The organism is Streptomyces sp. GB4-14, assembly GCF_022696125.1.
Classification (GTDB): domain Bacteria; phylum Actinomycetota; class Actinomycetes; order Streptomycetales; family Streptomycetaceae; genus Streptomyces; species Streptomyces werraensis.
This window is the reverse complement of the sequence record NZ_RZHO01000002.1, coordinates 701445-714247: the sequence shown is the minus strand read 5'-3', so window position 1 is coordinate 714247 and position 12803 is coordinate 701445. Positions and strand designations below refer to the sequence as shown.

Genomic DNA, 12803 nt, shown 5'->3' with positions numbered 1-12803 from the left:
AATGGAGGCATGAGCTCCTCCGAGACCGACCCGCGGGACGAGCCTGCCGAGGCGCTTCCCGCGGTCGCTCCCCAGCTGCGCGCCCTGCGCCGGCGGGCCTCCCTGACACTGGAGGCCGCCTCCCGGCAGGCGGGACTGTCGCCCGCCCACCTCTCCCGGCTGGAGACCGGTCAGCGGCAGCCCTCGCTGCCGATGCTGCTCTCCCTCGCCCGGATCTACGGTACGACCGTCTCCGAGCTCCTCGGGGAGGCGGCCGTCGACCGGGACGCCGTGGTGCGCGCCGCCGACATGGAACCCACCGCGGCCGGCGGCTGGACGTACTGGCAGGCCGGAGCCGCCGGACGCGGCATGCAGGCGCTGCGGGTCCAGGTGCCGCACGGCTCCCAGGGCGACATCGTGCGCGTCCACCCCGGCGAGGAGTGGCTGTACGTCCTCAAGGGACGGCTGCGGCTGCGTCTCGGGGACACCCTGCACCGGCTGTCCCCGGGCGACAGCGCCCACTTCGACTCGCTCACCCCGCACCGCATCGCCGCTCAGGACCCCGACGGGGTCGAGCTGCTGTTCGTGCACACCCTGTTGCAGAGTCCCACGGCCACCCTGTGCCTGGGCCCGACCCCTGGAGAGACCCCGTGAGCGGTAAGGACATGGAGGAGAAGTTCCCCCGGGCCCTGTGGATCCGGCTGTTCGTCTACATCGTGGTCGGACACCTCTTCGCGGCCTTCATCTACTTCCTCTTCGAGATCGCGCCGAAGAAGTAGCGGCCGCGGGGCGGCGAAAAGGGGGCGGCGGGGCGGGAGTCAGTCGAGCAGGCGCTCGCGCAGCCGCTCCCGGTGGGCCGGGGTGAGCCCGAGCCCCTGCTCCAGGTAGGCGTCCACGCCGCCCCAGGTCTCCTCGACCGTGTCGAAGGCGGCCGCCAGATACTCCTCACGCGCGTCGAAGAGCGGACTGAGCAGCTCCATCACCTCGGGGGAGTAGGCGTCGGGGGAGCTGCCGCTGCGCCGCACCTTGTAGCGGCGGTGCTTGGCGTTGGACTTGAGGTAGTCCTCGACGATCGCGTCGCGCTCCACGCCCACGGCGAGCAGCGTCACCGCCACCGAGAGGCCCGCGCGGTCCTTGCCGGCCGCACAGTGCATCAGCGCGGGGACGCTGTCCTCGGCCAGCGCGCGCAGCACCTGGGAGTGCTCGGAGGTGCGCTCCTTGATGATCATGCGGTACGAGGTGATCATGCGGTCGGCGCCCTGGCCGTCGGCGAGGATCGCGCGCAGCTGGTCCAGGTCGCCGTCGCGCACCATCTTCCAGAACTCCGCGCCGTCGGCCGGGTCGCTGAGCGGCAGGTTGACGTTGCGCACGCCCGGCAGCTCGACGTCCGGACCCTCCAGCTTCTGGTCGGCCGCGTTGCGGAAGTCGAACACGGTGTGCAGACCGAGCGAGGCCAGGAACGCGGCGTCCTCCTCGGTGGCGTGGGCGAGGTGACCGCTGCGGAACAGCACCCCGTGCCGCACCCGCCGGCCGTCCACCGTGGGCAGCCCGCCCACGTCGCGGAAGTTGCGCACCCCGGTCAGCTGAGGCTCGGTCGACGGGATCTCCTGCGTCACGGACGGCTCCTCCCACTCCGCGCCGTCGCCGCGGCTCGTCGACGGGCACCACTCGACGATACGACATGCCTGCCTGGGGCAATGAGTTGTCGGCCGCCCGGTGAAGTGTTGGAGTGTGTCGTGTTTTGTTCAATTGTGGGGAGTGAGCGAGAGGCTGCCTTCGACAAGATCAGGATGTCGCGAATGTGTCGGCTGTGGCATCCGAATTTGACGAAATTGAGGCGAACTGTCCGGTTAGGGTGATTGAATATAACGTGCCCCGGTAGAAAGGGAATTGAGGAGGGGGCGCGTGAGCATCGTCATATCGGTGACCGTATGCTGTCGCCATGTTCACGTAATCCCCCTCCGCGGCAAGGGAATTCGCGAGCGAGTCGCCCACGGGATCGACGCACGGTGACGTCATTTCCCCCTTTCGATCACGGCGAAAGGGGGTTTCCGGGAACCCGCGCTTGTTTCGCCGCGTCGAGGTCGCTTACGTTCCCAACCGATCCGGACGGAACGCCTAATCCTGCCGCCGCCCGGAGCCCGCACACACTGACCCGACGTACGGCAGGAGCGGGGGACCCACAGGTACAACTGCCTGTTCCGGGCCCCGGAAACAGGCTTGGGGTTAAGCCGCGCAGCAACGCGGCCGGACATCTCCAGTCCGCACCCGACAGCTCACCTCGTAGGCGCCGGAGAGGAATTCGTCATGCCCGCGAAGGGTAAGCACCGCCGTACCAAGGCTCAGCTTTTCACCCGCACCATCGCCGTCGCCGGAACCGGTGGCGCCGCTCTCGCCCTGCCGTTCCTCGGCGCCACCGGCGCGCACGCCGCGACGCCGCAGTCCGCCCCCGGGACCTCGGTCCAGTCGCTCTCCGTGACCGGCCAGCAGGCCAAGGCCGAAAAGGGCGACGAGGCCCGCACGTACACCGTGAAGGCCGGCGACTACCTCGCCAAGATCGCCGAGACCGAGCACGTCGACGGTGGCTGGAAGCAGCTCTACGCGGACAACCGCGAGGCCGTCGGTGACGACCCGTCGCTCATCCACCCGGGTCTGAAGCTCTCCATCGACGGCAAGGCCGCCGCCAAGAGCGCGCCGGAGCAGTCCACTTCGCCGCAGGCCGCCAAGCCCGCCGCGCCCAAGGCCGAGAAGCCGGCCGAGCAGCCCGCGCAGAAGACCGCCGAGGAGTCCTCCTCCAACGAGGCGTCCGCGCAGACCGCTTCCGCCTCCGGCTTCACCTCCCCGGTGCCCGGCGGCGGCATCGGCACCGCCTACAAGGTGGCCGGCAGCATGTGGTCCAGCGGTTACCACACCGGTGTGGACTTCAGCGTCCCGACCGGCACCTCCCTGAAGGCCGTCGGCGCCGGCACCGTCGTCTCCGCCGGCTGGGGCGGCGCGTACGGCAACCAGGTAGTCATCAAGCTGAACGACGGCCACTACGCCCAGTACGCCCACCTGTCCTCGCTGTCCGTCTCGGCGGGCCAGACGGTGAGCGCCGGCCAGCAGGTCGGTCTCTCCGGTGCGACCGGCAACGTGACCGGCCCGCACCTGCACTTCGAGATCCGGACCAGCCCTGACTACGGCTCGGACGTGGACCCGATCTCGTACCTCCGCGGCAAGGGCGTCTCCATCTGACCCCCGAGCGGCACCCTTCCTGACACGCGCGCCGAAGGCCGACCCCGATCCACGGGGCCGGCCTTCGGCGTGTCCGGGCCGGTGGCGGGCCCGGGCCGTACCTATTCCTGGCTTGGCCAAACCTTGAAGTGGCTTATCTCACCGCGCGTCAACCCCCGCCTACGGTCGCGTAGGTCACATCCGAAGGTGAATCATGTCCGGCTGTGGCAGACGATTCGAAGAGTGACAAGGCAACAGTGATCGGGTCGTACGTGGCGGTGGGGGACAGCTTCACCGAGGGCGTCGGCGACCCCGGCCCCGACGGGGCGTTCGTCGGCTGGGCCGACCGGCTCGCCGTTCTGCTCGCCGACCGCAGGCCCGAGGGCGACTTCCGGTACGTCAATCTCGCCGTACGCGGCAAGCTGCTGGACCAGATCGTGGCCGACCAGGTGCCCCGGGCCGTCGAACTCGCCCCCGACCTGGTCTCCTTCTGCGCGGGCGGCAACGACATCCTGCGCCCGGGCACCGACCCGGACGAGGTGGCCGAGCGATTCGAGAAGGCGGTCGCCCAGCTCGCGGCGGTGGCCGGCACGGTCCTGGTGACCACCGGGTTCGACACCCGGGGCGTCCCGCTGCTCAAGCATCTGCGCGGCAAGATCGCCACGTACAACGGGCACGTCAGGGCCGTCGCCGACCGGTACGGCTGCCCGGTGCTCGACCTGTGGTCGCTGCGCAGCGTGCAGGACCGCAGGGCGTGGGACGCCGACCGGCTGCACCTGTCGCCCGAGGGCCACACCCGCGTCGCACTGCGCGCGGGCCTCGCCCTCGGTCTCAGGGTCCCGGCCGACCCGGAGCAGCCGTGGCCCCCTCTCCCGCCGCGCGGCACCCTTGAGGTCCGCCGGGACGACGTCCACTGGGCCCGCGAGTACCTGGTCCCGTGGATCGGCCGCCGCCTCCGAGGCGAGTCCTCGGGCGACCACGTCACGGCGAAGGGGACGCTGTCCCCGGCGGACATCCGCTCGAGGATCGCGAAGGTGGCGTGACGCCAGGAGGCGTGATGCCAGGAGGCGGGACGGCCGGGCGCGGGGCGTGTGCGGACGGGTGCGTGGCTGGTCACGCAGTTCCCCGCGCCCGTTCGGGGCGCGGTGCTCGCGCGTCTTGGCCCTTGAGTGGTTCGGCGCGCGGGCCGGGTGGGCGGGGGCGGTTTCCACAACCGCCCCCGCCGACGGAGCCACCGCACATAATGGAAACTCCGATCGATTCCATCTGGAGGTACCGTGGCCGCTTCTTCCGCCCCCCGGGCGGGGCTCAGTGCCCTGCGGCCGCCGGCCTTCGGCGCGGAGCCGGCCGGTGAGCGCATGGCGCGGATCCGCAGGTCCCCGCACTTCGCGAACGGCGTGTTCCAGAACCCGGGCGGGCCGGCCCGTATGCGTCCCTCCGGGTCGGGCCGGGACATGGCCAAGCAGTTCCTGGACAAGGACTCCCGCTCATGGGCCACTCCAGCGTGCTCGCGGAGATCGACGGACAGCGGGTGCTCTTCGACCCCGTATGGGGTGAGCGCTGCTCGCCGTTCCCCTTCGCCGGCCCGAAGCGGCTGCACCCCGTGCCGCTGCCGCTGGCCGCGCTCGGCCCGGTGGACGTCGTGGTGATCTCCCACGACCACTACGACCACCTGGACATGCCGACGATCAAGGAGCTGGCCGGCACGGACACCGTGTTCGCCGTGCCCCTCGGCGTGGGCGCCCATCTGGAGCGCTGGGGCGTCTCCGCGGACCGGCTGCGCGAGCTGGACTGGCAGGAGACGACGCGGGTCGGCCGACTCACCCTGACCGCGACCCCGGCCCGCCACTTCTGCGGGCGGGGCCTGCGCAACACCCAGCACACCCTGTGGGCCTCCTGGGTGGTCGCCGGCGAGCGGCACCGCATCTACCACAGCGGCGACACCGGCTACTTCGAGGGCTTCCGCGACATCGGCGCCGCCCACGGCCCGTTCGACGCGACGATGATCCAGGTCGGCGCCTACTCCGAGTTCTGGCCGGACATCCACATGACCCCCGAGGAAGGCGTCCGCTCCCACCTCGACCTGCAGGGCGGGAGGCCCGACGGCGTGCTGATGCCCATCCACTGGGGCACCTTCAACCTCGCCCCGCACGCGTGGGCGGAGCCGGGTGAGTGGATGACGGACGCCGCGGGGGCGGCGGGCCAGGCCGTCGCCTTCCCCCGTCCCGGCGCGCCCTTCGAGCCGGGCGGGGAACTGCCCACCGAACCCTGGTGGCGTCCGCTCACCCGGCCCGTCCCGCGCGTGTGGAACACCGGCGGCCCGTCGCGGAGCGAGGAGACCCCCAGCGGCGACCTCGACCTCGCGGGCGACCGCTGACCCGTCGAGCGGGGACGAGCAGGGGCGACGCCCCACGGCACGGGCCTGATGTCACACCCCGCTGCCAGACTGTCGGCTGTGATGATCGACAGTCTTGACGTCTCGTACGGCGACATGTGGGGCTCCCATGAGGGGCCGACCCACCCTGACCCGATACCGAGCGCGCTCGCGTCCCGCCGACATGCCGCCGGGATGTCGTACGCGGTGCTGCTCTCCTCGCGGGAGCGACCGCTGGCCATGGTCGAGCGATGGCCGCGCGGAATGTGGCGTGTTTACCTGTTCGACGACGCGTTCCGCCGCGCGCAGATGATCGATTTCAAGCCGTACGGCACGGGGATGCTGCTGGCTCACCGGAACACCCGGTTGACCGAGGGCGACCAGGAGACCGCGGCCGTCGAGGTCCTCTCCTGCCCCGCGCCGGAGTTCGGCGACTGGCAGGTGTTCGCTCCGTTCCTCGCCCAGCAGGGCCACGAGCCCGCCCCGACCGTGGTCCTGAACGACGTGTCCGTGGACGAGGGAGCGGGACCGCTGCGCCCCACCTGCGTCGAGCGGCTGTTCGTGCCGGGCCCGCGCGACACCCCGGACGGTCCGGCCACCCTCGAGCTCGGCGACGCCGGTGCGGTGCGGATCACGTCAGGACAGCTGGTGGTCTCGGACCCCGGCTGGGTCACCGAACCACGGACCGTCGCCGTACCGCCGGGCGAATATCCGGTCACGCTGTCGCTCCTGCGCGGAACCCATGAGGTGAGGGTCGCCGCGGCCAAGGTGACCTTCCTGGACGCCCCGCCCCGCACATGGGAGATGGTCCTCCGCCCCGACGAGGACCCGGCGCTGCTCGGCGAGGGCGAGTTCTACGGGGTCGGCGTCGACACCGGCACGGTGGCCTTCATGGACGCGACCCGGACGGTCGACGAGGAAGGGCTGGACGAAGAGGTGTTCGTCCCCCTCTCCTTCGTCGACCGCCCCAGCGTCGAACTCCCCGGTACGGATGGCGAGCCGAACCTCATCGCCCTGAGCGCCGGCTGGGGCGACGGGTCCTACCCCGTCTGGATCGGCCGCACCGAGGACGGGAAGGCCGGCTGCGTCGTGGTCGACTTCCGGCTCTACCCCACCGACCAGGAGATGACGGCCCCCGGCGGAACCGGGCCCTCGCCCGCGTAGCTGTCGCCCCGCCCGGCCGTCGGCGCGTCGTCCACGGCGAGCGTCAGGCCGGCCCAGGGGCCGGCGAGGACCGCGTCGTCCAGGGTGATGCCGAGGTGGCCGAGCACGAGGGCCACCACCGGCGCCATCCCGGCGCCCTCGCCCTCGTGCGCGGCCAGGGCCTCCTCCACCCGGTCCCACCAGGGGCCGTGCGGCTCGGACCGGCTGTGGTCCATGCCGGGCTCGAAGTACTCGACGCACTCACCGTCGCGCCAGTGCTGGAAGACGTCGATCCCCTCGGTCGTCGCCACGCCGTACGTCTCCGTCCCCCGGGACAACTCCGCGAGCGCCTCCTCGCCGAAGCCGATGGTGCCGTCCTCCTCGACGCAGAAGGTCCACTCACCGATCCTGCCGGCCCGCAGCAGCGAAACCGGCCCGTCGTCCGCGTCGTCCGGGAGCAGAGCCGAGGCCGCGTCCCGGTCGAGCGGGCGCGCCCGTCCCGGATCGGCCCCGTACCGGGCGAACACCTCGCGCGGTTCCAGCCCCCGGGTGAAGGTCACGCACATCCCGGCCCTCGCCCACGCATGCGAACCCGCGCTCGTGCCCATCATCCGCCTCTGTCGTCACAACCGGCCCCCTGCCGGGGCCGAGCCCGGGATCATGATGCCCGGCCGGTGTGACAGAGCGGCGGGCGGGCCGGAGACATCCTCCGGCCCGCCCGCCGCACGCGAGCGCCCGTCCTCAGGGTGTCGCCGTGACCGGCTTCGCCCCGGCCCCCGCCGCTGCCTCCGCCGCCAGCCGGCGCCGCCGGGTCGCCGGGCCGAACACCGCGAGGACCAGCGCGCCCAGCGTCCAGGTGCCGGCGATGACCATGAACACCGCCTGGTAGCCGATGCCGTTGTAGACGCCGGCGATCATCAGCGGGCCCACCGCGTTCGACAGCCGGCCCAGACCGTAGGCGATGCTCGTGCCCAGCGAACGGCCCTCGGTGCCGTACAGCTCGGGGGCGTAGGCGTACGCCAGGGCCGTGTAGCCGCGCTCGAACAGGTTGACCAGGAAGCCGAAGACGACGATCAGCACCGGCGTGAACGTCAGCCCGTAGAGCAGGCCGGACGCGGCGATGACCAGGCCGAACACCACCAGGCACCACTTGCGCTCGAAGCGGTCGGTGACCATGGCCGCGAGGAACGAGCCGAGCGGCGCGCCCACGGTCGTCAGCGCCACGTAGAAGATCGAGTCCTCGACGCTGACGCCCTCGGCGGCCAGCAGGGTCGGCGCCCAGCTGGAGTAGCCGAAGAAGCCGATGGTCTGGGTGATCCACAGGACCGACAGCAGGATCGTCGGGTACAGGAACTTCTTGTCCTTGAGCATGCCCAGGCCCGGCTTCGCCGGAGGACCGTTCGGCTTCGGCTGCTGCGGCTCGGGCAGCGGGCCGTGCTCGGCCGTCACGTGGGCCTCGATGCGAGTCAGGACCGCCTCGGCCTCCTCGTGCCGGCCGCGCGCCTCCAGCCACTGGGGGGACTCCTCGAGCCGCCGCACGAAGAACAGGAACAACGCGCCCAGCGAGCCCCAGAGGTACACCAGCCGCCACGACCAGTCCGACATCGGCACCACCGCGGAGGCGATCAGGTTGGTGACGGGCGTGCCGCAGATGCCGATGACGATGGCGTACGCCTGGAACTTGCCGCGCTTGGCGCTGGGGAACAGCTCGCTGATGTAGACGACGGCGACGACCGTCATCGCCGACAGACCCGCCGAGGTCAGCACGCGGAACACGCCGAGGGACCAGATGTCCCAGGCGAACACGCAGGCGAACGACCACACCGTGAACCACAGGGTGGTCAGGGTCAGCGTCTGCTTGCGGCCCAGCCGGTCGGCCAGCCCGCCGGCCACGACGGCGCCGACGAACATGCCGACGAAGGACAGCGAGGTGACGTACGCGACGTGGTTCACGTCGGCGCCCCACTGCTCGCGCACCACCGGCGCCGTGATGGCGAAGGTGTTGATGTCGGCGAACTCGAAGAAATAGGCGAACGCCACCGCGAGGATGGTCCGCTTGTGGAACGTCGTGATCGGCAGCCGGTCGAGCCGGTTCGCCGCGTTGGTGGTACGGATGTGCTGCACTGCACGCTCCTGGGAAGGGGTGGACCCGTCTCACCGGGCCGGGGGGTGACGTCAGCGGGCCTCTTCGGGCCAGTACAGACGCAGGGGGTTGTCGACCAGCAGCGCCCGCCGGCGCTCGGCGGTGGTGGCGATGTGCGGGATGTGGTCGACGAGCAGACCGTCGTCGGGCATGTGGTTCTTCAGGTTCGGATGCGGCCAGTCGGTGCCCCACAGCGCCCGGTCGGTGAACTCCTCGACGACCTTGCGGGCGAAGGGCACCACGTCCCGGTAGGCATGCCGCTCCCCGTCGAGCGCGGGCGGTCCGGAGACCGTCAGCCGCTCGGGGCAGGACACCTTCACCCATACGTCGTTCGCCGCCACGAACCGCAGGAACCGCGCGAACTCCGGCCCGTCCGCGCTCCGCGTGACGTCCGGGCGGCCCATGTGGTCGATCACCAGCGGGACGGGCAGCGAGGCGAAGAACGGCTCGAGGTCCGGCAGGTCCGCCGCCTCGAAGTAGAGGACGACGTGCCAGCCCAGCGGCGCCACCCGGCGGGCCACGGTCTCCAGCGCCTCGCGCGGCGCCGCGTCCACCAGCCGGCGGACGAAGTTGAAGCGCACGCCGCGCACCCCGGCGTCGTGCAGCCGGCGCAGCTCCGCGTCGGTGACGTCCGGCCGTACCGTGGCCACCCCGCGGGCGCGACCGCCGGCCGCGTGCAGGGCGTCCATCAGGGCGCTGTTGTCCGCGCCGTGGCAGGTGGCCTGCACGATCACGTTGCGGTCGACGCCCAGGTGGTCGCGCAGCGCGAACAGGTCGTGCTTGGAGGCGTCGACCGGCGTGTACTTCCGCTCCGGGGCGAACGGGAACTCGGCGGCGGGGCCGAAGACGTGGCAGTGGGCGTCCACCGTTCCCGGCGGCAGGACGAAGGCGGGCTTGGCCGGCCCCCGGTACCAGTCGAGCCAGCCCGGGGTGACCGCGGTGTCGTGGTCGGTCATCGTGCTCCTCGGATTCAGTCGACGTAGGTGAGGCCGAGCTCGGCCAGCGGGCCGCGCATGCCGTACATGTCCAGGCCCAGCTCGCCGGCCCGGAGTCGCTCCCGCTTGCCCTCCTCCGCCGCCTCGCGCCGCGCGGACGCCTCGGCGACCTCGGCGGCCCGGGCGGCCGGCACGACCACCACGCCGTCGGCGTCGGCGACGATCACGTCACCGGGGTTGACCAGGGCGTTCGCCACGACGACGGGCACGTTCACCGAACCCGGGGTGGCCTTGACCGTGCCCTTGGCGTTGACCGCCCGGGAGAACACGGGGAAGTCCATCCGGCGCAGGTCGTCCACGTCACGGCAGCCGCCGTCGATCACCAGGCCCCGGGCGCCCCGGGCGCGCAGCGAGGTGGCGAGCAGCTCCCCGAAGAAACCGTCCTCGCTCTCGGTGGTGCAGCCGGCCACCACCACGTCGCCCTCGCGCACCTGCTCGGCGGCGACGTGGAGCATCCAGTTGTCGCCGGGCTGCAGCAGCACGGTCACCGCGGTCCCGCACAGCTTCGCACCCTCGTACACGGGCCGTATGTAGGGGCGCATCAGACCGAGGCGGCCCATCGCCTCGTGCACGGTCGCGACCCCGAACCGCGACAGGGCCTCGACCGCGGCCGGGTCGGCGCGGTGGACGGTCCGGTGGACGACTCCGAGGTGGTGCATGGTGCGGCTCCTTGCTTCTGCGGGCATTCTCGGCCCGCGGTGAACGGTCGGGGACGGCGGGGGGTCAGCGGCCCTGGGCGGCCAGCCGGGCGTCGAGGCGGGGGTAGACCCGCCGGGCGTTGCGCTCCTCGACGGCCGCCAGGTCCTCGGGGGTGAGGCCCGCCTTCTCCACGTAGCGGCGGGTGTCGTCGAAGTGGTGGCCGGTGCGCGGGTCGATCCCGCGCACCGCGCCGACCATCTCGGAGGCGAAGAGGACGTTCTCCACGGGCATCACCTCCAGCAGCAGGTCGATGCCGGGCTGGTGGTAGACACACGTGTCGAAGAAGACGTTGCGCAGCAGCGACTCCTCCGGCTCGGGCCGGCCGAGCGCCTGCGCCAGCCCCCGGAAGCGGCCCCAGTGGTACGGCACCGCGCCGCCGCCGTGCGGGATCACCAGCCGCAACTCCGGGAAGTCGGCGAACAGGTCGCCGGCGAGCAGCTGCATGAACGCGGTGGTGTCGGCGTTGAGGTAGTGCGCGCCGGTGGTGTGGAAGGCCGGGTTGCAGCTGGTGGACACGTGCACCATGGCCGGCACGTCCAGCTCGACGAGCTTCTCCCACACCGGGTACCAGGACCGGTCGGTCAGCGGGGGAGCGGTCCAGTGGCCGCCGCTCGGGTCCGGGTTGAGGTTGACGGTGACCGCGCCCAGCTCCAGCACCGCCCGCTCGATCTCCGGGACCACGGTCGCCGGGTCCACCCCGGGCGACTGCGGCAGCATCGCGCCGGGCACGAAGCGGTCCGGGTACAGCTCGGACACCCGGTGGCACAGGTCGTTGCAGATCCGCGCCCAGGCGGCGGAGGCGGCGAAGTCGCCGATGTGGTGGGCCATGAACGAGGCCCGGGGGGAGAAGACGGTGACGTCGACGCCGCGCTCGTCCATCAGCCGCAGCTGGTTCGTCTCGATCGACTCGCGGATCTCGTCGTCGCCGATCGCCGGGCCCGCCGGGTCCGGCGCCCGCAGCGGGTCGCTGAGCGCGGCCACCTGCGCGTCCCGCCACTGCCCGAGGGGGGCGGGGGCCGTGGTGTAGTGACCGTGGATGTCGATGATCACGCGTGCTTCTCCTGACGGACGGGAGCGGGGTCCCAGACGGAACGGGGGACGAGCAGGTCGCCGGCCATGAGCAGCCGGGCTGTGCGCAGCAGCGCGGAGCGGGTCACCCGCTGCGGGTCGGCCGGGTCGAGGCCGAGGGTGACGCTGAACTCTCCGGACGGGTGCTCGACGGAGACGGTGGGCCCCGTGCCGGACACCCCGGCCGCGACGTGCCGGGCGACGGTGCCCTCGACGACGCAGGCGGTGGCCGCGGTGACGGCGGCCAGCACTCCGATGGACTGGTGGCAGACCCGGGGGATGAGGCTGCGGGTCGTGAGGGTGCCGCCGTGCCGGGGCGGCGCGACGAGGGTCATCTTCGGATAGTTCCGCCCGCTCACGTCACCGAGGCCCATCGCCTCCCCGCACACCAGGCGCAGCGCCTCCACGCGGGCCTTGAGCGCCTCGTCCGCGTCGATGTCCGCCGGGGACTCGTAGCCGGTGGCGCCCAGGCGGGCGGCCTCGACGATCACCAGCGGCTGGCCGTTGTCGATCAGCGTGACGTCCACGGCGCCCGTCCCCGGCACCTCCACGGTGTCCCGGGCGTGCCCGGTGGGCAGCAGGGCCCCCGCGACGGAACCGGCGGTGTCCAGGAAGCCGATCTCGACCGGCGCGGCGGTGCCGGGAACGCCGTCGATCCGGGCGGCGCCGTCGTAGGCGACGTGCCGTGTCCCGTCGGCGCCGGCGGGGGTGGCGACGGTGATCTCGGCGACCATGCCGGTGTTCCGGGTCAGCACCCGGGCCGTCGTACGGTCGGCGGCCGGTACGACCATGCCGGTCTCGACGGCGAAGGGCAGGACGGCGGCGAGCATGTTGCCGCAGTTGGCCGAGGTGTCGACGGTGTCCCCGTCGGGCTGCACCTGGGCGAAGGTCCACTCCACGTCGACGCCGGGCTCCGTGCCCGGACGCACCAGGCCGATCTTGCTGGTCAGGGGGTGCGCGCCGCCGATCCCGTCGATCTGCCGGGGGTCGGGGGAGCCCATCGCCGCCAGCAGCACGGCGTCCCGCAGGCCGGGGTCGGCGGGCAGCAGCCGCGCGTCGAAGAAGGGCCCGCGCGACGTGCCGCCCCGCATGAAGAGGCAGGGGATCGCGGTCTGGGAGCCGCGACGGGCGACCTCGGTGACCCGGGCGGCTGCGACGGCGGACATGGTCGCTCCTTCGGTGGACGGAA

Annotated in this window: 12 protein-coding genes, 1 pseudogene and 1 riboswitch; of the genes and pseudogenes, 6 read left to right on the top strand and 7 right to left on the bottom strand. The window is 72.2% G+C overall.

Annotated elements, in window-relative coordinates; translation table 11 throughout:
- Positions 1–9: 9 nt before the first annotated feature.
- Positions 10–633: a helix-turn-helix domain-containing protein gene (locus ELQ39_RS04515; RefSeq protein WP_190001718.1), complete on the top strand. Its 624-nt coding sequence runs from the start codon at positions 10–12 to the stop codon at positions 631–633.
- Complete coding sequence (locus ELQ39_RS04510) at positions 630–758, top strand: DUF6126 family protein (protein WP_019522556.1); 129 nt, start codon at positions 630–632, stop codon at positions 756–758. Before ELQ39_RS04515 ends, ELQ39_RS04510 begins: the two co-directional genes overlap by 4 nt.
- A gap of 39 nt (positions 759–797) precedes the next feature.
- Here ELQ39_RS04510 and ELQ39_RS04505 read toward each other — a convergent pair whose 3' ends face one another.
- Positions 798–1595, bottom strand: a complete 798-nt coding sequence (locus tag ELQ39_RS04505; protein WP_190001719.1) for a tyrosine-protein phosphatase — start codon at positions 1593–1595, stop codon at positions 798–800.
- Between the two features lie 522 nt (positions 1596–2117).
- Positions 2118–2282: riboswitch (cyclic di-AMP (ydaO/yuaA leader) on the top strand.
- 4 nt (positions 2283–2286) lie between these two features.
- On the opposite strand from ELQ39_RS04505, the gene ELQ39_RS04500 reads away from it, so the two are divergent.
- From ELQ39_RS04500 to ELQ39_RS04485, 4 genes and pseudogenes are all read left to right on the top strand, one after another.
- Entirely contained in the window at positions 2287–3213 is a 927-nt protein-coding gene (locus ELQ39_RS04500) for a M23 family metallopeptidase (RefSeq protein WP_242591078.1), read from the top strand.
- Between the two features lie 236 nt (positions 3214–3449).
- Entirely contained in the window at positions 3450–4235 is a 786-nt protein-coding gene (locus tag ELQ39_RS04495; protein ID WP_190002259.1) for an SGNH/GDSL hydrolase family protein, read from the top strand.
- A gap of 234 nt (positions 4236–4469) precedes the next feature.
- Positions 4470–5569, top strand: a pseudogene (locus ELQ39_RS04490) (MBL fold metallo-hydrolase).
- An 81-nt stretch (positions 5570–5650) separates the two neighbouring features.
- Positions 5651–6730, top strand: coding sequence for a DUF4241 domain-containing protein (locus ELQ39_RS04485; protein WP_242591077.1), 1080 nt, complete (start codon positions 5651–5653; stop codon positions 6728–6730).
- Here the strand turns inward: ELQ39_RS04485 and ELQ39_RS04480 are convergent.
- From ELQ39_RS04480 to ELQ39_RS04455, 6 genes are all read right to left on the bottom strand, one after another.
- On the bottom strand, positions 6673–7317 hold the full coding sequence (locus ELQ39_RS04480; RefSeq protein WP_242591076.1) for a DUF6461 domain-containing protein: 645 nt from the start codon (positions 7315–7317) through the stop codon (positions 6673–6675). The genes ELQ39_RS04485 and ELQ39_RS04480 overlap by 58 nt on opposite strands.
- Before the next feature lie 133 nt (positions 7318–7450).
- The gene (locus ELQ39_RS04475; protein WP_242591075.1) at positions 7451–8833 is read right to left on the bottom strand and encodes an MFS transporter; all 1383 of its coding nucleotides are present in this window, start codon (positions 8831–8833) and stop codon (positions 7451–7453) included.
- A gap of 51 nt (positions 8834–8884) precedes the next feature.
- The gene (locus ELQ39_RS04470; RefSeq protein WP_242591074.1) at positions 8885–9808 is read right to left on the bottom strand and encodes an amidohydrolase family protein; all 924 of its coding nucleotides are present in this window, start codon (positions 9806–9808) and stop codon (positions 8885–8887) included.
- 14 nt (positions 9809–9822) lie between these two features.
- Positions 9823–10506, bottom strand: coding sequence for a 4-carboxy-4-hydroxy-2-oxoadipate aldolase/oxaloacetate decarboxylase (gene ligK, locus ELQ39_RS04465; RefSeq protein ID WP_190001726.1), 684 nt, complete (start codon positions 10504–10506; stop codon positions 9823–9825).
- A 64-nt stretch (positions 10507–10570) separates the two neighbouring features.
- Positions 10571–11596, bottom strand: coding sequence for an amidohydrolase family protein (locus ELQ39_RS04460; protein ID WP_242591073.1), 1026 nt, complete (start codon positions 11594–11596; stop codon positions 10571–10573).
- Positions 11593–12780, bottom strand: coding sequence for a 4-oxalomesaconate tautomerase (locus ELQ39_RS04455; RefSeq protein ID WP_242591072.1), 1188 nt, complete (start codon positions 12778–12780; stop codon positions 11593–11595). The genes ELQ39_RS04460 and ELQ39_RS04455 overlap by 4 nt, the downstream gene beginning before the upstream one ends.
- Positions 12781–12803: the final 23 nt, after the last annotated feature.